Annotated in this window: 16 protein-coding genes; all 16 read left to right on the top strand. The window is 59.9% G+C overall.

Annotated features, from left to right (window positions below; all coding sequences use genetic code 11):
• The first annotated feature begins 108 nt into the window (after positions 1-108).
• The 16 genes from CER19_RS15015 to CER19_RS14940 all read left to right on the top strand — a co-directional run bounded on the left by CER19_RS15015 (position 109) and on the right by CER19_RS14940 (position 19372).
• Positions 109-1674, top strand: a complete 1566-nt coding sequence (locus CER19_RS15015; RefSeq protein WP_116666974.1) for a sigma-54-dependent transcriptional regulator — start codon at positions 109-111, stop codon at positions 1672-1674.
• 288 nt (positions 1675-1962) lie between these two features.
• Positions 1963-2703 carry a flagellar basal body rod protein FlgF gene (locus tag CER19_RS15010; protein ID WP_003192988.1) on the top strand — a complete coding sequence of 247 codons (741 nt, stop codon included), beginning with the start codon at positions 1963-1965 and terminating at the stop codon, positions 2701-2703.
• A 62-nt stretch (positions 2704-2765) separates the two neighbouring features.
• The gene (gene flgG / locus CER19_RS15005; RefSeq protein ID WP_003192986.1) at positions 2766-3551 is read left to right on the top strand and encodes a flagellar basal-body rod protein FlgG; all 786 of its coding nucleotides are present in this window, start codon (positions 2766-2768) and stop codon (positions 3549-3551) included.
• A 52-nt stretch (positions 3552-3603) separates the two neighbouring features.
• Positions 3604-4299, top strand: coding sequence for a flagellar basal body L-ring protein FlgH (gene flgH, locus CER19_RS15000; protein WP_014719364.1), 696 nt, complete (start codon positions 3604-3606; stop codon positions 4297-4299).
• 6 nt (positions 4300-4305) lie between these two features.
• Positions 4306-5415, top strand: coding sequence for a flagellar basal body P-ring protein FlgI (locus CER19_RS14995; RefSeq protein WP_161793221.1), 1110 nt, complete (start codon positions 4306-4308; stop codon positions 5413-5415).
• Between the two features lie 4 nt (positions 5416-5419).
• Positions 5420-6679, top strand: coding sequence for a flagellar assembly peptidoglycan hydrolase FlgJ (gene flgJ, locus CER19_RS14990; protein WP_116666973.1), 1260 nt, complete (start codon positions 5420-5422; stop codon positions 6677-6679).
• A 10-nt stretch (positions 6680-6689) separates the two neighbouring features.
• Positions 6690-8735, top strand: coding sequence for a flagellar hook-associated protein FlgK (gene flgK, locus CER19_RS14985; RefSeq protein WP_116666972.1), 2046 nt, complete (start codon positions 6690-6692; stop codon positions 8733-8735).
• Between the two features lie 14 nt (positions 8736-8749).
• Positions 8750-10360 (top strand): flagellar hook-associated protein 3, encoded by a 1611-nt coding sequence (locus CER19_RS14980; RefSeq protein ID WP_116666971.1) that lies wholly within the window; start codon positions 8750-8752, stop codon positions 10358-10360.
• Positions 10361-10636: 276 nt separating this feature from the next.
• Positions 10637-11566: a ketoacyl-ACP synthase III gene (locus CER19_RS14975; protein ID WP_116666970.1), complete on the top strand. Its 930-nt coding sequence runs from the start codon at positions 10637-10639 to the stop codon at positions 11564-11566.
• Between the two features lie 402 nt (positions 11567-11968).
• Positions 11969-13693 (top strand): flagellin, encoded by a 1725-nt coding sequence (locus tag CER19_RS14970; protein ID WP_005790094.1) that lies wholly within the window; start codon positions 11969-11971, stop codon positions 13691-13693.
• A gap of 76 nt (positions 13694-13769) precedes the next feature.
• Positions 13770-14117: a flagellar protein FlaG gene (locus tag CER19_RS14965; protein ID WP_116666969.1), complete on the top strand. Its 348-nt coding sequence runs from the start codon at positions 13770-13772 to the stop codon at positions 14115-14117.
• 83 nt (positions 14118-14200) lie between these two features.
• Positions 14201-15568, top strand: a complete 1368-nt coding sequence (gene fliD / locus CER19_RS14960; RefSeq protein WP_032880058.1) for a flagellar filament capping protein FliD — start codon at positions 14201-14203, stop codon at positions 15566-15568.
• Between the two features lie 128 nt (positions 15569-15696).
• Positions 15697-16086: a flagellar export chaperone FliS gene (gene fliS, locus CER19_RS14955; RefSeq protein WP_005790090.1), complete on the top strand. Its 390-nt coding sequence runs from the start codon at positions 15697-15699 to the stop codon at positions 16084-16086.
• A gap of 25 nt (positions 16087-16111) precedes the next feature.
• A complete protein-coding gene (locus CER19_RS14950; RefSeq protein ID WP_003192968.1) occupies positions 16112-16408 on the top strand; it encodes a hypothetical protein in 297 nt (98 codons plus the stop codon).
• Positions 16409-16577: 169 nt separating this feature from the next.
• Positions 16578-18050 carry a sigma-54 dependent transcriptional regulator gene (locus tag CER19_RS14945; RefSeq protein WP_116666968.1) on the top strand — a complete coding sequence of 491 codons (1473 nt, stop codon included), beginning with the start codon at positions 16578-16580 and terminating at the stop codon, positions 18048-18050.
• A gap of 110 nt (positions 18051-18160) precedes the next feature.
• Positions 18161-19372, top strand: a complete 1212-nt coding sequence (locus CER19_RS14940; RefSeq protein ID WP_116666967.1) for a PAS domain-containing sensor histidine kinase — start codon at positions 18161-18163, stop codon at positions 19370-19372.
• The last annotated feature ends 1 nt before the right edge of the window (position 19373 follow it).

Raw genomic sequence — 19373 nt, 5'->3', positions numbered from 1 at the left:
GTCGCAGCTATGGGCTGGGAATAGCTGCCGTACTGTCACATAATCTTGACGACTATCTGCGCCCAGCGACAAAAAGACGCGGCGCCTACTCCCTATTAGAGTTTTTCCATGCGTATCAAAGTGCACTGCCAGAACCGCATCGGCATCCTGCGGGACATCCTCAACCTGCTGGTGGAGTACGGCGTCAACGTCGCCAAGGGCGAAGTCGGCGGTGAGCATGGCAATGCTATCTACCTGTTCTGTCCCAACCTGGTGAACATGCAATTCCAGGCGCTGCGCCCGCAGTTCGAGGCGATTGCCGGGGTGTTCGGGGTCAAGCGGGTAGGGCTGATGCCCAGCGAGCGGCGGCATATGGAACTCAATGCATTGCTCGGCGCCCTGGAATTCCCGGTGCTGTCCATTGATATGGGCGGCTCCATCGTGGCCGCCAACCGGGCGGCGGCGCAGTTGCTTGGGGTGCGGGTAGATGAAGTGCCGGGGATCCCCCTGTCGCGTTACGCCGAGGATTTCGATCTGCCGGAACTGGTGCGCGCCAGCAAGTCGCGAATCAATGGCCTGCGGGTCAAGGTCAAGGGCGACGTATTTCTGGCGGATATCGCGCCCCTGCAATCCTCCGAGCACGATGGCAGCGAAGCCATGGCCGGCGCCGTGCTCACCCTGCACCGTGCCGACCGTGTCGGTGAGCGTATCTATAACGTGCGTAAGCAGGAGCTGCGCGGTTTCGACAGCATCTTCCAAAGCTCCAAGGTCATGGCCGCAGTGGTGCGTGAAGCACGGCGCATGGCGCCGCTGGATGCGCCGCTATTAATAGAAGGCGAAACCGGCACCGGCAAGGAGCTGTTGGCCCGAGCCTGCCACTTGGCCAGCCCGCGCGGGCAGTCGCCGTTGATGGCGCTCAACTGCGCAGGGTTGCCCGAGTCGATGGCCGAGACTGAACTGTTTGGCTACGGCCCCGGCGCGTTTGAAGGGGCGCGGGCGGAAGGTAAATTGGGCCTGCTTGAGCTGACGGCGGGCGGTACTTTGTTTCTCGACGGTGTGGGAGAAATGAGCGCGCGCTTGCAGGTCAAGCTGCTGCGCTTTTTGCAGGACGGTTGTTTTCGCCGGGTGGGCAGTGATGAAGAGGTGTACCTGGATGTGCGGGTGATCTGCGCGACTCAGGTGGACTTGTCGGAACTCTGCGCCCGGGGTGAGTTTCGTCAGGACCTTTATCACCGGCTGAATGTGCTGTCGTTGCATATCCCGCCGTTGCGCGAATGCCTGGATGGTCTCGCACCGTTGGTCGAGCACTTTCTCGACCAGGCCAGCCGGCAGATTGGTTGCCCACTGCCCAAGCTGGCCCCAGCTGCCATGGACAAACTCAGCCACTACCACTGGCCGGGCAACGTGCGGCAACTGGAAAACGTGCTGTTCCAGGCGGTGTCGTTGTGCGAAGGCGGCACGGTCAAGGTTGAGCATATTCGGTTGCCGGATTACGGCGTGCGTCAGCCGCTGGGTGACTTTTCCCTGGAGGGGAGCCTGGAGGATATCGTCGGGCGCTTTGAGAAAGCGGTGTTGGAAAGCCTGTATGCCGAACACCCCAGCAGTCGCCAGTTGGGCAAGCGCCTGGGGGTGTCGCACACCACCATTGCCAACAAACTGCGCGATTACGAAGTGCTCAAGGCCGATCGCAGTTAAAACTGTGGGAGCGGGCTTGCCTGTGGCATATCAGTGCCTGCCCAATCGCTATCGCAGGCAAGCCAGCTCCCACCTTCGATCTCTACCGGTTTGAAGGCCAGTGTTTGCCGCAGGCGGCAGTAGTCCGCCGTTTTTTCGACTGTTTCTCCCATCACCTCTTTCAGCTACCTCCACGAAACCCCCGCCCAGCCTGGATTTTCTCCTCTTTCAAAAAGTTGGTTCGCAAATTGCTTAAGCCTCCTCAGTACAGCGGTGGGCGGCAAGCGTCCGTCAGAAAGAGGATAGAGCGTGGACAAGTACCTTTATGTGGCAATGACCGGCGCCAGCCAGAATGCACTGGCGCAGAAGGCCCATGCCAACAATCTGGCGAACATTTCCACCAACGGTTTCCAGCGCGACCTGGAGCAGGCGCGTTCGATGCCGGTGTTCGGTGACAGCTTTCCGGCGCGGGCGTTTGCCATGACCGAGCGGCCGGCTACCGACTTTTCACCGGGCGCGATGATCGAGACCGGCCGCGACCTGGACGTAGCCGTCAGCGGTGACGGCTGGATGGCCGTGCAAACCCCGGATGGCGGCGAAGCCTACGTGCGCAGCGCCAGCATGAACGTGGACGCCCTGGGTGTGCTGCGGGCCGGCAACGGTATGCCGATCATGGGCAACGGTGGTCCGATTGCCGTGCCGCCCCAGCAGAAAATCGAAGTGGGTTCAGACGGCACCATCAGCATCCGTGCCATGGGCGAAGGCCCACGGGTAATGGCGGAAGTGGACCGTATCAAGATGGTCCAGCCTGACCTCAAGAACATGACCAAGGGCCTGGACGGCACCATCCACACCAAGGATGGCCAACCGGCCCAGGCCGACGCGAACGTGCGGCTGACCTCGGGTTTCCTGCAGGCGAGCAACGTCAATGCCGTGGAAGAAATGACCGCGGTGCTGGCGCTGGCCAAGCAGTTCGAGCTGCACATCAAGATGATGAACAGCGCTAAAGAAGACGACCAGGCCATGACGCGCGTCATGCAGATGAGCTGATTCAAGCCCATTAACTAATTTGCAACGCAGCGCCAACCATCCGGCGCACGAAGGAGAACAGCATGCTTCCGGCTCTATGGGTTGCCAAAACAGGCCTGTCCGCCCAGGACACCAACCTGACGACCATTTCCAACAACCTGGCAAACGTGTCGACCACGGGCTTCAAACGTGACCGCGCCGAGTTCCAGGACTTGCTCTACCAGATCAAGAAGCAGCCTGGCGCCCAATCGACCCAGGACAGCGAACTGCCGTCGGGCCTGCAACTGGGTACCGGTGTGCAGATCGTCGGCACCCAGAAAAACTTCAGCGCCGGCAACCTGCAGCAAACCGGCCAGCCCCTGGACATGGCGATCAATGGCCGGGGCTTTTTCCAGGTACTGCAGCCGGATGGCACCACCTCTTACACCCGTGACGGCACCTTCCACCTGGACTCCAACGGCCAGATCGTGACCGCCAACGGTTTCGCCCTGGAGCCTGCTGTCGTGGTGCCGCCCGACGCCAAGACCTTCACCGTCGGCAACGACGGCACCGTGTCCATCACCGTCGCTGGCAACCCGGCGTCTCAGGTGATCGGCAACCTGCAAACCGCCGACTTCATCAATCCGGCCGGCCTGCAGGCGATGGGCAACAACCTGTTCCTGGAAACCGCCTCCAGTGGCGCGCCGCAAATCGGCACCCCAGGCTTGAACGGCTTCGGCACCACGCTGCAAAGCACCCTGGAAACCTCCAACGTCAGCACCGTTGAGGAGATGGTCAACATGATCACCACTCAGCGCGCCTACGAGATGAACTCCAAGGTGATTTCCACCGCCGACCAGATGCTTTCGTTCGTTACGCAGAATCTGTAATCAGTCTATGGGGCGCCCTTGAGGGTGCCTGCAACACCGTGAGGTTAGGGTCATGAATCGCTATGTTTGTGTGTTGGCATTGAGTGGGATCGCCGTGCTTGCGGGCTGTGTCGCCCCCACGCCAAAGCCCAATGACCCGTACTACGCGCCGGTGTTGCCACGCACACCACTGCCGGCGGCGGCCAACAATGGCTCGATCTACCAGGCCGGTTTCGAGCAGAACCTGTACAGCGACCGCAAGGCGTTCCGGGTCGGTGACATCATCACCATCACCCTGAACGAGAAGACCCAGGCCAGCAAGAACGCCAACTCGCAGATCGGCAAAAACAGCAAGACCAGCATCGGCCTGACCTCGCTGTTCGGCGGCGGCCTGAACACCAACAACCCGCTGGGCAGTGGTGACCTGAGCCTGGACGCCGGCTACAGCGGCGACCGTGCCACCAACGGCAAGAGCGCGGCCGGGCAGGGCAACAGCCTGACCGGTTCGATCACCGTGACCGTCGCTGATGTATTGCCCAACGGCATCATTGCCGTGCGTGGTGAAAAGTGGATGACCCTCAACACCGGTGACGAGCTGGTGCGCATCGCCGGCATGGTCCGCGCCGATGACATCTCCACCGACAACACCGTGCCGTCGACCCGCATTGCCGATGCCCGCATTACCTACTCGGGCACCGGTTCGTTTGCTGATGCGAGCCAGCCGGGCTGGTTCGACCGCTTCTTCCTCAGCCCGCTGTTCCCTTTCTAGGTGGTCATTTTGAAGTTCAAACAGCTGATGGCGATGGCGCTTTTGCTGGCCTTGAGCGCTGTGGCCCAGGCCGAGCGCCTGAAGGACATCGCCAGTATTTCCGGCGTGCGCTCCAACCAGTTGATCGGCTATGGCCTGGTCGTGGGGCTCAACGGCACGGGTGACCAAACCACCCAGACGCCGTTCACCCTGCAAACCTTCAACAACATGCTTTCGCAGTTCGGCATCAAGGTGCCGCCAGGCTCGGGCAACGTGCAGTTGAAGAACGTTGCAGCCGTGTCGATCAGCGCCGATCTGCCCGCGTTCGCCAAGCCGGGGCAGGTGGTGGACATCACTGTTTCGTCCATGGGTAACTCCAAGAGCCTGCGCGGCGGCACCTTGCTGATGACGCCGCTCAAAGGTATCGACGGTAACGTCTACGCCATCGCCCAGGGCAACCTGGTGGTCGGCGGTTTTGACGCCGAAGGCCGTGACGGTTCGAAGATCACCGTCAACGTGCCGTCGGCCGGGCGTATCCCCGGTGGTGCCACGGTTGAACGCACCGTGCCGAGTGGTTTCAACCAGGGCAACAGCCTGACCCTGAACCTCAACCGTTCCGACTTCACCACCGCCAAGCGCGTGGTCGATAAGATCAACGACATGCTCGGCCCTGGCGTGGCCCAGGCCATCGACGGCGGCTCGGTTCGCGTCACTGCGCCTTTGGACCCAAGCCAGCGTGTGGACTACCTGTCGATCCTGGAAAACCTTGAGGTGGACCCCGGCCAGGCCGTGGCCAAAGTCATCATCAACTCCCGCACTGGCACCATCGTGATCGGCCAGAACGTCAAGGTTTCGCCAGCGGCGGTGACCCACGGCAGCCTGACGGTGACCATCACCGAAGACCCGATCGTCAGCCAGCCTGGGCCGTTGTCCGGTGGCCAGACTGCCGTGGTCCCGCGTTCGCGCGTCAATGCCCAGCAAGAAGCCAAGCCGATGTTCAAGTTCGGCCCCGGCACCACTCTGGATGAGATTGTCCGTGCGGTGAACCAGGTGGGCGCTGCGCCCGGCGACTTGATGGCGATCCTCGAAGCTTTGAAGCAGGCCGGCGCGTTGCAAGCCGACCTGATCGTGATCTGAGGCCATGGCCATGGATATGCGCAAGAGCGGTATCAGCAGCACGGCGGACTCGGGGTCTTACTCCGACCTGAACCGGCTTAACCAGCTCAAGGTCGGTGCCGACAAAAACAGCGAAGGCAACCTGCGCAAAGTGGCGCAGGAATTCGAGTCGCTGTTTTTGAACGAGATGCTCAAGTCCATGCGTTCGGCCACCGAGGCCCTGGGCAAGGACAACCCGCTGAACACCCCGGCCGCCAAGCAGTACCAGGAAATGTACGACCAGCAACTGGCGGTGTCGATGTCCCGCGAAGGCGGTGGTATCGGCCTGGCCGATGTGCTGATGCGCCAGATGCAGAAGAACAAGCCGGTGGAGGCCCAGGCCGCCACCTTGCAAGGCCCGGCGGCGGATGCGCCGGTGAAGAAAGTCGATGTGCCGACCGAGATTGCCGCCGGTACCCAGGCCGAAGGCCCGTTAGGCCGCTCCAATGGCCAGCGGCCTTTGTGGGCGTATCGCGTGGCTGTGCCTGAGGGCGCCAGCACCCATGCCAACGACATGGAACTGATGAACCAGCGCCGTATCGCCTTGCCCAGCAAGCTGGCCGACCGCCTGCTGGCGGGCATCGTGCCGAACGCTCCGGTCGAGGCCAAAGCCGCGCCCCTGCGTAACAGCGCTGCCGACGACACGGTCATCAACAGCAGTGCGCGTAGCTTTGCCGTGCCGAGCGGGCGCATGCAGGTGTATGGCCGCGCCATTGCCCAGCCACCGCTGGCGCCGGCCAAGAAAGCCTTCAGCTCCCAGGATGAATTTGTCGCCACCATGCTGCCGATGGCCAAGGCCGCCGCCGCACGTATCGGTATCGACCCCAAGTACCTGGTGGCTCAAGCCGCGCTGGAAACCGGCTGGGGTAAATCGGTGATGCGCGCCGAGGACGGCAGCAGCAGCCACAACCTGTTCGGCATCAAGGCCGGCCAGAGCTGGCAGGGCGGTCAGGCCCGGGCGATCACCAGCGAGTTTCGCGATGGCGCGATGGTCAAGGAAACGGCGCAGTTCCGTTCCTACAGCTCCTACCAGGACAGCTTCCACGACCTCGTGACCCTGCTGCAAAGCCATGATCGCTATAAAGAAGTTGTGAAATCAGCCGACAACCCGGAACAGTTTGTACGCGAGTTGCAAAAAGCCGGTTATGCAACCGACCCGGATTACGCCAGCAAGATTTCGCAGATCGCAAAAACCATGAACAGTTACCAGAACTACGCTGCCGCTGGCGCAACCACACATTTATAAGGTCTGAACCATGAGTTTGCTCAGTATCGGGATGTCAGGGCTCAATGCCGCTCAAGGATCGTTGTCGGTCTTGAGTAATAACATCGCCAACGTGAATACCCCGGGGTACTCGCGTCAGCAGACCACGCAAAATACCAACGCGTCGAACCCGTTCGGCGGTGTGTTCATCGGCACCGGAACCACCCTGGCCGACGTGCGCCGGGTGTACAACGAATACCTGGACACCGCCTACCAGAACAGCACGGCCCTGAACAACGATGCCAAGGCGTACCTTGACCAGGTCGGTGCCGTCGACAAAGTGCTGTCGGACAAAACCACCGGTCTGTCCTCGGTGCTCAGTTCGTTCTTCGCCACCCTGCAAACCGCCGCGTCCAACCCCAGCGACCTGTCGGCCCGCCAATTGCTGGTGACCAACGCCCAGACCCTGAGCAGCCGTTTCAACGCGATCTCGACGCAGTTGACCCAGCAGAAAGAGACGATCAACAACCAACTGAGCAGCATGAGTGACCAGGTCAACCAATTGACCGCCTCGATTGCCTCGCTTAACAAGCAGATCTCCCAAGTGCAAGGCGCGTCGGGCAATGCACCGGCCAACCTGCTGGACTCGCGTAACGAGGCGGTACGCTCGCTCAATGAACTGATCGGCGTCACGGCCACCGAGAAGAACGGCCAGTTCAGCGTGACCACCGGCAGCGGCCAGTCGCTGGTGGAAGGCGGAATTTCCAACACGATTTCGGCGGTGCCGAGCAAAACCGATAACAGTCAGTACACCATTGAGTTGAACATGAACGGCACCACCATGGATCTGGGCGGCGTCATCAGTGGTGGCAGTATCGGCGGCCTGTTGCGTTATCGCAGTGACGCCTTGATGCCGGCTATCAACGACCTGGGCCGTATCGCCATCGCAACTGCAGACACCATCAATAACCAACTGGGCCAAGGCCTGGACCTCAATGGTGACTTTGGCGTTTCGTTGTTCAAAGACATCAACAGTGCCGCCGCCATTGCTTCGCGCAGCCAGGGCGCCTCGGGCAACAGTGCTGGGGCAGGCAACCTGAACGTGACGATCAAGGACAGCAGCCAGTTGTCCACGTTTGATTACACCGTGACCTTCAGCGACAAGACCGACCCCAATAAGGTCACGGTACTGCGCTCGGACGGCAAGGCCATGGGCACCTTCGACATGGGCGCTACACCGCCGCCGACCATGGATGGCTTTACCCTGGCGCTGGACGGCAAGGGCACCATGGCGTTTGGCGACAGCTTCAAGGTCAGCCCGACCGCCACTGGCGCCAGCGGTATTGGTGTGGCGCTCACCGATGCGAACAAACTGGCGTTCGCCGGCCCGTTGGCAGGTACCAGCAGCAAGACCAACAGCGGCACAGGCACCTTTACCCAGCCGGCCTTGACGGTGCCTTTGGATATCCATGGCGGCACCGACACCGCCCAGTTGCGCGCCGGTATTGAAAACTCGATGCCGGTGAAAATGGTGTTCGGCAAGCCTGCCGCCGACGGCACGCAGTCGTATACGATCAGCGACTCCAAGGGCAACCCGATTAGCACCGGCTCGATCATCCCGGGGCAGGGCAACAAGATCACCGTGGATGTGCCGATGCGCGACGCCAGCGGTGCAGCCATTCCTGGCAAGAGCTTCAAGTTCGACACCACCGTCAACGGCTCCCCGGCAGACGGCGACAGCACCACCTTCGCCTTCAATAGTGGCGGCAAGTCCGACGGCCGCAACGCCCAGGAACTGCTGAACCTGCAAACCAAGGCCACCGTTGGCATGGGCGAGGGCAACGGCGGCACCAGCCTGGTGGGGGCCAACAGCAAGCTGGTCTCCACTGTCGGCGCCAAGGCCAGTCAGGCCGGGGTCGACAGCGCCGCCACCGGCGCATTGCTGAGCGCCAATAAAGATGCGCGCAACTCGGTGTCCGGGGTCAACCTGGATGACGAAGCGGGCGACATGATCAAGTTCCAGCAGTACTACACCGCGTCGTCGCAGATCATCAAGGCTGCGCAGGAAACCTTCACCACACTGATGAATGCTCTTTAAGGGAGGCTGGGACGATGCGTATTTCTACACAGCAGTATTTCGAGACCAGCTCTGCCAAGTACCAGAGCAACTATTCCAGCGTGGTCAAGGCCCAGGACCAGGCCAGCACCGGTGTCCGTGTGCAAACCGCCGCGGATGATCCGGTAGCGGCGGCGCGGTTGCTGATGCTGCAACAGCAGAAAGATATGCTGGCGCAATTCAACGGCAATATCGACACGTTGAAGAACTCGCTGACCACCCAGGACGGCGTGCTGGAAAACATCAATATCGCGATTCAACGGGCCAGTGAGTTGGCGCTGAAAGCGGGTAACGTTGGTATCAGCGACGCTGACCGCAAATCGACTGCCGCCGAGATCGGCGCCATTGAAGATCAGGTCCTGGGCCTGCTCAATACCAAGGACGCCAGCGGTAATTACTTGTTCTCCGGCAGCAAGACCGACACGCCGCCCTACGCCCGCAACAATGACGGCACTTACAGCTACCAGGGCGATGACACGCCGTTGAGCCTGAAGATCGCAGAGAACCTGTCGGTTGCCATGGGCAATACTGCCAAGAGCATGCTTGAAAGCTCGGCGAATACTGGCCGTACGCAAACCGCGCCGATCCTCGTGCCGCCAGCGGTCGACGATGGCAAGGTCACCGTATCCGCCGGGTTGATCGCGGCCAACAGCAGCTATAACAGCAGCTTTTCCGATGGGCAGCCGTACAAGTTGACCTTCACCAGCAGCACCCAATATGTCGTGACGGACAATGCCGGCAAGGACATCACCTCGGAGATTCCGGGCAACGGCACTTTCGATGCCACCAAGGAAGGCGGTTCGAGTATCAATCTGCGCGGGGTCAAGTTCGACATTGGCTTGAACCTGGGCAAAGACGCACTGGGCAAAGACATACTGCCCGGCGCGCCGTCGGACGCCATCGTCAAGGATCGCGAGTTCAGCCTGTCGGTCAAGCCGGACACCTTCAGCGTTTCGCGCACCCCGAGCAATCCGTCCACTGCCCAATTGAGCGGCGGCACGGTGAGCGATCCGGCGGCGTACGCCAGCACCTTTCCCAACTCGGGCGTGATTGTGAAGTTCGGTGCCGCCGGCGCCTATGACTTGTATGCCCAGCCGTACACCGCAGACAGCAAATCCATCGCCAGTGGCACCCTGGCGGCCGGCGCAACCACCATCACGGCGGCAGGGGTGACCTTTGATGTCACCACCGCACCGGCGCCGGCAGCCGGCGACCAGTTTTCGATCAGTGCCACCAGCAACAAGAACGAGAACGTCCTCGACACCCTGAGCCATCTGCGCAAAATCCTGGAAACGCCGTCCGACGGCAACCCGGCGGCGCAGAAGGAACTCAAGGACGTGGTGGCCAAGTCCATTGGCAACCTGACCAATGCCTACGGTCAGATCGACCAGGCACGCGGCTCCCTCGGTGCGCGCCTCAATGGCCTGGACATTCAGTCCAAGGAAAACGTCAGCCTGGACCTGGCCAATACCACCACCATGAATGCCCTGGGCAATGTCGACTTCGCCGAAGCCGCCATCAACCTGAGCTTGCAGCAAACCATGTTGCAGGCCTCGCAATTGGCCTTTGTGAAAATCTCGCAGTTGAGCCTGTTCAACAAGATGTAAACGGCGTTTCGTCAAGCGGCCCGCTCTGTAAATAGGGCGGGCCGTTGTCGTTTCTGCGGTTTAATTGTTGAAACGTTTTGCATAAACCCCGCAAAATTGAGTGACCTGTGAGTCATAAAGCGCATCTTCACTGTATCGTGTGAAAAGGATAAGTCGTCACAGGGCCTTCATCGGGCGGCTTTCAGCGGGATTTTTATGGGGTTATCCCCTTTATTGTCAGCACTTCCGGCGCAGCCCGAGGGGTGTTCTCCAGCTATTTAGTATTGGGAAGCCACAATGATTGGCATAAAAAGCATCGCCAGTTACGTGCCGGCGGATGGGATCGATAACTACGCCCAGGGTGCCAAGTTCGCCAAGGATGAAGAGTTCATCATCGGCAAGATCGGCTCGGCGTTCCTGCCGCGCAAGGAAGCTGCACAGGAGACGTCCGATCTGTGCGTCGAAGCAGTCAACGCATTGTTTGCCAATAACCCGGATTTGAAGCGCGAGTCCATCGACGCGCTGATCGTCGTCACCCAGAACGGCGATGAAGAGGGCTTGCCCCACACCGCCGCCATCGTCCAAGACAAACTGGGCCTGCCCACTCACGTGGCCGCCTTCGATATTTCCCTGGGCTGCTCCGGCTACGTTTACGGCATCTACGCGATGAAGGGCTTCATGGAAGCCGCAGGCCTGAAAAACGGCCTGCTGATCACCGCCGACCCGTATTCGAAGATCGTCGACCCGGAAGACCGCAACACCACCATGCTGTTCGGCGATGCCGCCACCGCCACTTGGATGGGCGAAGATGCGCCGTGGTTGCTGGGCAAATCCAAGTTCGGCACCGACGGTTCCGGCGCGCCGCACCTGAAGGTCAGCGACGGCGTGTTCTTCATGAACGGCCGCCAGGTGTTCAACTTCGCCTTGCTCAAGGTGCCGGCGCACTTGCACGAGCTGCTCAATGAGTCGGGCCTCAAGGCTGATGACATCGACGCGTTCTGCATCCACCAGGGCAGCGCGGCCATCGTTGATGCCGTGGCGCGCCGCTTTGAAGAAGCGCCGGTGGACAAGTTCATCAAGGACATGGTCGAGACCGGCAACACCGTGTCGTCGAGCATCCCGCTGTTGCTGGAAAAGCACGTGATGGATGCCACCTGGAAGCGCGTGGCCATCAGCGGCTTTGGTGTGGGCCTGTCGTGGGGCTCGGCGATTCTCTATCGTCCGTGATGCTTTAGCAGCTGTACAAAAAAACGCCGATGATCCCACGATCATCGGCGTTTTTTTTGCGCCCCCCCCCTGTAGGAGCGAGCTTGCTCGCGAAAAACCTGAGTGCGCCGCGTACATTCTGAATGCCCGCATCATCGTTAACGTTCTTCGCGAGCAAGCTCGCTCCTACAGGGGGGAATGTCTTGAAGGCGAAGTTTTGGCGCCAGTAACCCGTGATTACTGGCGTTTCACGCCTCTATAAGGCCTTGAAATACAAGGGCTGGCACAGGGCTACTAAAAAAAATCAAAAAAATCCTCAAGCAACCGGCTACCACGACGATAACTATTACGTAGGTTCTCTAGGCCACACCCGGCGGTCGCCAGGGCCGGAAGCCGCAGTATCCAAACCACGAGGATTTCGTCATGGCATTATCAGTAAACACCAACATCACCTCCCTGGGTGTCCAGAAGAACCTGAACAAAGCTTCCGACGCCCTGAGCCAGTCGATGAACCGTCTGTCCTCCGGCCTGAAAATCAACAGCGCCAAAGACGACGCTGCCGGCATGCAGATCGCTAACCGTCTGAACAACCAGGTCAAAGGCCTGAACGTTGCCATCGCCAACGCCAACAACGGCGTGTCGATTGCCCAGACCGCTGAAGGCGCGATGCAAGAATCCACCAACACCCTGCAGCGTCTGCGTGAACTCGCCCTGCAAGCTTCCAACGGTGATAAAAGCGACGCTGACCGTGTTTCCCTGCAACAGGAATTCACCGCTAAAGTGGGCGAACTGAACCGTATCGCCAGCACCACCACCTTCGGTGGTCGTAACCTGCTGGACGGCTCGTTCAGCAACGTAGCCTTCCAGATCGGCGCCAACGCCAACGAGACTATCTCGTTCGGTATGACCGACATCAGCTCGACTGCGCTGAAGGGTAACTACAAAGAAGCTGCTGTAAACGGCACCGCGATGACTGGTCTGGCTGCTACTTCGACCGGCTCCGTGTTGGGCGGTACTAAAGCCACCGTAACCGGTGGTGCCGCAGCACTGGCAACTGTTGCAACTGACGCGTTCACCATTAACGGTACTGAAATTACTCTGGGTGTTGCCGCTGCTGGTGCAGCAGCCGGTACTGCAGCCGTTACTGCTATCAACGCTCAAACAGCTACCACTGGTGTTACTGCGAGCGCTGATGCTGCCGGTGTCGTTACTCTGACCTCGAAAAGTGCTATTACCCTGGGCGCTTCCGCTACCGGCGGCGCAACAGCGGGCCTGGCCAAACTCGGTCTGACTGCAGGTGCTACTCCAGCTACCAACAGCACCCCTACCGGCACCACCGCAATGGGTTTGACTGGCGGTATCTCGGTTAACGGCACTGCTGTAGCCTGGACTGCCACTGATACAATGGCTGACGTGCTGACTGACATCGCTGCTGCTGCGGGTGCTGGTGCAACCGCTACATTGGTTGATGGTCGTGTCAAAGTGACCTCCGGTGGTGGCCAGGACATCAAGCTGTCCAACACCTCTGCGGGTTCGCTGTCGCAATTGGGTCTGTCCGCTGGTACTTCCCAAGCCAAACTGACCGCTGACACCTCCATCGATGTGAACGGCGTTGAAGTCAAGTTTAAGAAAGGTGACACCGCTGACGCGATCGTTTCTTCGATCAACAGCGCCAGCACCGGTGTTCAAGCCAGCAAAAACGCTGACGGCACCCTGAACCTGTTCGCTGACAAAGACATCACCATCAAGGATGGTAGCGCCGGTACTGGCCTGGCTGCACTGGGTCTGACCGCTGTTGCAGCGGCCGGCACAAAAACCGCCGTCACCATGGAAACCAGCGTTTCCGACCTGAACATCCTGACTGCCGCTGCTTCGCAGCAGGCTACCCAGGCTCTGGACGATGCCATGCAGCAGATCGACAGCCAGCGTTCGCAGCTGGGTGCCGTACAAAACCGCTTCACCAGCACCGTCGCCAACCTGCAGAGCATTTCGCAGAACTCCTCCGCTGCCAAAGGCCGCGTAGAAGACGCTGACTTCGCTTCTGAAGCGGCTGAGCTGACCAAGCAACAAACCCTGCAACAGGCTTCCACTGCGATCCTGTCCCAGGCCAACCAACTGCCATCCGCTGTACTGAAGCTGCTTCAGTAATAGCGCTAGCGGTTAAATAACGGGAGGGTGCGTTTAACGACGTGCCCTTCCGTTTTTTCAGTTTGGAGGTGGTGACATGGACATGAGCATCAAGCTGACCTCGTCTTACCCCGCGGCCACGGCGCAGGCCAACCTTGGCGCAGTGGTGACCCAGGCCAAACCTGCGGCCAGCAATGAGCCGACCAAGAGTGAAGAGCCTCAGCGCGTGGCGCTGGAAAAGGCTGTTACCGATATGCGTGAGTTTGTGCAGGCTTCACAGCGCAACCTGGATTTTTCCATCGATGACTCTACCGGCAAGGTAGTGGTCAAGGTGATCGCCACCGACAGTGGTGAAGTGATTCGACAGATTCCATCGGAGACCGCGCTGAAATTGGCGCAGAACCTGAGCGATGCCGGCAGCCTGTTGTTTGATAGCAAGGCTTGAGTTGGCACGAAACATGTTTCTGATTGCGGTCTAGGCGTTTAAGCGCCAAAAAAACGGCCGCCGCAGGACAAGGAGAATGAAAAATGGCTAGTTCAACGATTTCCGGCCCTGGTTCGGGCTACGACACCCAGGCTATCGTCAAGGCGTTGGTGGGGGCTGAACAGGCGCCTAAACAACAGCAGATCACCAACGAGCAAAAAACTGCCACCGTCCAGTTGTCGGCAGTTGGTTCGATCAAGACGGCGTTGGAGGCCTATCAGGCGGCGATCACCAAGTTGAATAACCCCTCCGCGTTCAATGGGTTGGCGGCAAGTTCTTCGGAAGAGAAAAACGCCAAGGTGACGTTGGGTGACGGAGCATCCAGTGGCAAGTACGTGTTGCAAGTCGATAACCTGGCAACCGCTTCAAAAGTTACCACTGCGGTGAATGCTGAGGGTGCCTCGGGCAAGGCCAACACTACAGACGAAGACCAGACGCTGACCATCAACCAGTCGGGTAAAAGCTTCGATGTGGTGATTCCAGGTGGCGCGACCCTGCAACAGGTGCGAGAGTCAATCAATACCCAGCTTTCGTCCCAGGGTATCAGTGCCAACGTATTGAGCGACTCCAATGGTGCGCGACTGGTGCTGACCTCGACCAATATGGGCGAAGGCACCGACATCACCCTCAGCGGTGATTCGCAACTGGCCAGCGGGTATGACAAAGGCACGCCGCCGACCAACGCCAAGTACTCCATCGACGGCATTGCAATGTCATCCAGCAGCAACAAAATCACGTCGGCGATCAGTGGCGTCACGTTGGAGCTGTTGGACACCATTGATGTGAAAAAGCCGACGACCATTACCGTGGCCAGTAACACTGACACGTTGAAGACGTCGGTGCAGTCTTTTGTCAGTGCTTACAACACGCTGATGACCGCCATCAATACCCAGACCAAAGTCACCGCAACCGGTGACGCGTCGACTACCACCGCGGGTGCTTTGACTGGCGATGCATCGATGCGTCAATTGGTCAACAGTCTGCGCTCCGAACTGGTCAACGGCTCCGGCGCGGGCACCATGACCAGCCTGGCCCAGATGGGTATCACCACCGACCAGAAAACCGGGCTGCTGAGCCTGGATGACAAGACGTGGGACAAGGCGGTAGTCAAAGGCGCTGGCGATATTGCCAAGCTGTTCACCGGCGACACTGGTTTGATCACGCGCATGAACAAGGCGACGAAGAGCTACGTGGGCACCACCGGTACCCTGGCAACCCGGGCGACGGATCTCAACAACAAGTTGACCGACTTGACCAAAGAGACGGCCGACCTGACACGACGTATGGACGCCTTGCAAAAATCCCTGACCGCCAAGTACACGGCCATGGACACCATGATCGCGCAGATCAACGCCAGCAGCTCCAGCATCCTGACCACCCTCAACTCGCTGAACAATCCGAAATCGAACTGATGGGCGGCGCGCTTTCAGGCCCTGATTCAGGGCCTTGGCGTATGGTTGGGGATTAAAGTTTTCGTCGCCACGGTCGAAAAACTGGTTAAGCAAACCTATTCGATTGTCGCCAGTAACGAGGTAGCAACATGAACCCGATGAGAGCCCTTCGCCAATACCAGAAGGTCAGTTCCCATGCCCAGGTCTCCGAAGCCAGCCCGCACCGCCTGGTGCAGATGCTGATGGAAGGAGGCCTGGATCGCATGGCGCAGGCCAAGGGCGCATTGAACCGTGGGGATATTGCCCAGAAAGGGCTGATGCTGGGCAAGGCGATTGAAATTATCTCTGGCCTGCGTGACGGCCTGGAGCCAGAAAAGGCCGAAGATCCGGCAGCAGTGCACCAGTTGGACGCCTTGTATGGCTATATGAGCAATCGTTTGGTCGAGGCCAACCAAGTGAATGACGCCGAGATAATCGACGAAGTCGCCCGTCTGCTGATCACCGTCAAGACCGGCTGGGATGCCATCGCTCCACAATAAGGCCGATTGCCTTGAGGTACACATCATGAGCCACGCACTGCAACGCATCGACGAAACCCGCGAAGCCCTGATCGGCGCGCTGGCCGAGCGCAACTGGGAAGCCGTTGGCGAGTTGGACCTGGGGTGCCGGGCGGTGATTGATGAGGTGCTCAGCGAGGCGCCGGTAGATGAGGATGCATTGCGCGAGAAGCTTGAAAGTTTGTTGGTGGTGTATCGGCAGTTGCTGGAGGTGACGACCGGCGAGCGCCAGGCGATTTTCGAAGAGATGTCGCAGATCAACCAAGCGAAAAATGCGTCAAAGGTTTACCATCTGTTCGGTTGAACGGGCGCAGTTAATCCGAACGGCGCGTCATATATTTGACTGTGCCAGCATTTTTGACTTAACTAGTGCTGTTTTCAGATTTCAGACGTCTAGAAGGTAAGAAATCTTACAGACGTCTAGATTGCCCTCATTCCGGGGCAGGAAGTTTTACTAGGGAAGTTGCTATTGCATGTGGCGTGAAACCAAAATTCTGCTGATCGATGACGATAGCGTCCGCCGCCGCGATTTAGCGGTGATTTTAAATTTTCTCGGTGAAGAAAATTTACCCTGCGGCAGCCACGATTGGCAGCAGGCGGTCAGCTCGTTGTCGTCGAGCCGTGAAGTCATTTGTGTATTGATCGGGACGGTAAACGCTCCTGGCGCAGTTCTGGGCCTGTTAAAGACACTGTCTACCTGGGATGAGTTCCTTCCGGTGTTGCTAATGGGCGATATTTCTTCCGTGGACCTGCCAGAAGACCAGCGCCGCCGTGTGTTGTCCAACCTGGAAATGCCGCCCAGCTACAGCAAATTGCTCGATTCCCTGCACCGCGCCCAGGTCTATCGCGAGATGTACGACCAGGCCCGCGAGCGCGGCCGTCACCGTGAGCCCAACCTGTTTCGCAGCCTCGTCGGCACCAGCCGTGCCATCCAGCACGTGCGCCAGATGATGCAGCAAGTGGCCGACACCGACGCCAGCGTGCTGATCCTTGGCGAGTCAGGTACCGGCAAGGAAGTGGTCGCGCGCAACCTGCACTATCACTCCAAGCGTCGCGACGGGCCCTTCGTGCCGGTCAACTGCGGGGCGATCCCGGCAGAGCTGCTGGAAAGCGAATTGTTCGGCCACGAGAAGGGCGCCTTTACCGGGGCGATCACCAGCCGTGCCGGGCGCTTTGAGCTGGCCAATGGCGGCACCCTGTTCCTCGACGAAATCGGCGACATGCCGTTGCCGATGCAGGTCAAGCTGCTGCGCGTATTGCAGGAGCGCACCTTCGAGCGCGTGGGCAGCAACAAGACCCAGAGCGTGGACGTGCGCATCATTGCCGCCCCCCACAAGAACCTCGAAAGCATGATCGAGGTCGGCAGCTTCCGCGAAGACCTGTACTACCGCCTCAACGTATTCCCAATCGAGATGGCCCCGCTGCGCGAGCGCGTGGAAGACATCCCGTTGCTGATGAACGAACTGATCTCGCGCATGGAACACGAAAAGCGCGGCTCCATTCGTTTCAACTCCGCGGCAATCATGTCCCTGTGCCGCCACGGCTGGCCGGGCAACGTCCGCGAGCTGGCCAACCTGGTGGAGCGCATGGCGATCATGCATCCGTACGGGGTGATCGGCGTGGTCGAGTTGCCGAAGAAATTCCGCTACGTCGACGACGAAGACGAACAGATGGACAGCCTGCGCAGCGACATGGAAGAGCGCGTGGCGATCAACGGCCATACTCCGGACTTCGGCGCCACCGCGATGTTGCCGCCCGAAGGCCTGGACCTTAAGGACTACCTCGGCAACCTGGAACAAGGGTTGATCCAGCAGGCCCTGGACGATGCCCACGGCATCGTGGCCCGCGCCGCCGAGCGCCTGCGTATCCGTCGCACCACCCTGGTGGAAAAGATGCGCAAGTACGGTATGAGCCGCAAAGAAGGTGATGAACAGGCGGATGATTGACGCCTGTTTTTCAACTGACTGATTTATAGGTAGTTTTTTTTCGGCACGGGTATTGCTACAGCCCTCGCAACGTTCCGTTTAACTGACGGTCAGCCAAGCGAGAGAGCATCATGCCCCACGCCGCCCAACTATCTTCGACCCCTGCCATCCAGGGGCTGGTTTCGCCTGTAGAACCGCCGACCCGCCAGGGCCTGGAACAGGCGTTCTCGCAGTTCAACCAGATGTCGAGCCAGCTGACCGACTCCTACAGTCTGCTTGAGGCCCGGGTTTCCGAGCTTAAAGGCGAATTGGCGGTGGTCAGCGCCCAGCGTATGCAAGAGCTGGCCGAGAAAGAACGCCTGGCCAACCGTCTGCAAAACCTGCTGGACCTGTTGCCCGGTGGCGTGATCGTCATCGACGACCAGGGCCGCGTGCGTGAAGCCAACCCGGCGGCCTGCGACCTGCTCGGCCTGCCGCTGGAAGGCGAGCTGTGGCGTGAAGTCATCACCCGCTGTTTTGCCCCCCGTGAAGACGACGGTCACGAAGTCTCCCTCAAGGATGGGCGCCGGCTGTCTATCGCGACCCGTTCCCTGGACGCCGAGCCGGGCCAGCTTGTGCTGCTCAATGACCTGACAGAAACCCGGCACCTGCAAGATCAGTTGGCTCGCCATGAGCGGCTGTCGTCCCTGGGCCGGATGGTCGCTTCCTTGGCCCATCAGATTCGTACGCCGTTGTCGGCGGCATTGATCTACGCCAGTCATTTGACTGACGAGCAATTACCGGCGGCCACCCACCAACGCTTTGCCGGGCGCCTCAAGGAGCGCCTGCATGAGTTGGAGCACCAAGTGCGCGACATGCTGGTGTTTGCCCGTGGCGAACTGCCGCTGACGGATCGCGTTACCCCTGCCGGCTTGATGCAGTCCCTGCAAGCGGCAGCGGCGACCCATGTGCAGGAGGCCAACCTGCGTTGGCAGTGCGACAGCCACCAGGGCGAATTGCTGTGCAATCGCGACACCCTGGTGGGTGCGCTGCTCAACCTGATCGAAAACGCCACCCAGGCCAGTGGCCCCGGGGCGCGGCTGAAAGTGCACCTGTACACCCGCGGGCAAACCCTGCGCCTGTGCGTCAGCGACAGCGGTAGCGGTATCGCCCCGCAAGTGCTGCAGCGCCTGGGCGAGCCGTTTTTTACCACCAAGACCAACGGCACTGGCCTGGGCCTGACCGTGGTCAAGGCAGTGGCCCGTGCCCATCAGGGACAATTGCAGCTGCGTTCCCGCCTGGGGCGTGGCACCTGTGCATTGATGACCTTGCCGCTGTTTTCCAGCGCGGCAAGCGCGGAGTAAG

The organism is Pseudomonas sp. GL93 (genome assembly GCF_003408955.1).
In the GTDB taxonomy this organism is placed as follows: Bacteria; Pseudomonadota; Gammaproteobacteria; order Pseudomonadales; family Pseudomonadaceae; genus Aquipseudomonas; species Aquipseudomonas paracarnis.
Note: the sequence above shows the minus strand (reverse complement) of the source record. Positions and strands in the feature narration are given on the sequence as shown.

Coding starts and splice junctions, on each gene's coding strand:
- fliS (WP_005790090.1), top strand. CDS start 15,697: ATGAACCCGATGAGAGCCCTTCGCCAATACCAGAAGGTCAGTTCCCAT.
- flgK (WP_116666972.1), top strand. CDS start 6,690: ATGAGTTTGCTCAGTATCGGGATGTCAGGGCTCAATGCCGCTCAAGGA.
- CER19_RS14980 (WP_116666971.1), top strand. CDS start 8,750: ATGCGTATTTCTACACAGCAGTATTTCGAGACCAGCTCTGCCAAGTAC.
- CER19_RS14970 (WP_005790094.1), top strand. CDS start 11,969: ATGGCATTATCAGTAAACACCAACATCACCTCCCTGGGTGTCCAGAAG.
- fliD (WP_032880058.1), top strand. CDS start 14,201: ATGGCTAGTTCAACGATTTCCGGCCCTGGTTCGGGCTACGACACCCAG.
- CER19_RS14950 (WP_003192968.1), top strand. CDS start 16,112: ATGAGCCACGCACTGCAACGCATCGACGAAACCCGCGAAGCCCTGATC.
- CER19_RS14945 (WP_116666968.1), top strand. CDS start 16,578: ATGTGGCGTGAAACCAAAATTCTGCTGATCGATGACGATAGCGTCCGC.
- flgG (WP_003192986.1), top strand. CDS start 2,766: ATGCTTCCGGCTCTATGGGTTGCCAAAACAGGCCTGTCCGCCCAGGAC.
- CER19_RS14940 (WP_116666967.1), top strand. CDS start 18,161: ATGCCCCACGCCGCCCAACTATCTTCGACCCCTGCCATCCAGGGGCTG.
- flgJ (WP_116666973.1), top strand. CDS start 5,420: ATGGCCATGGATATGCGCAAGAGCGGTATCAGCAGCACGGCGGACTCG.
- CER19_RS14965 (WP_116666969.1), top strand. CDS start 13,770: ATGGACATGAGCATCAAGCTGACCTCGTCTTACCCCGCGGCCACGGCG.
- CER19_RS15015 (WP_116666974.1), top strand. CDS start 109: ATGCGTATCAAAGTGCACTGCCAGAACCGCATCGGCATCCTGCGGGAC.
- flgH (WP_014719364.1), top strand. CDS start 3,604: ATGAATCGCTATGTTTGTGTGTTGGCATTGAGTGGGATCGCCGTGCTT.
- CER19_RS14975 (WP_116666970.1), top strand. CDS start 10,637: ATGATTGGCATAAAAAGCATCGCCAGTTACGTGCCGGCGGATGGGATC.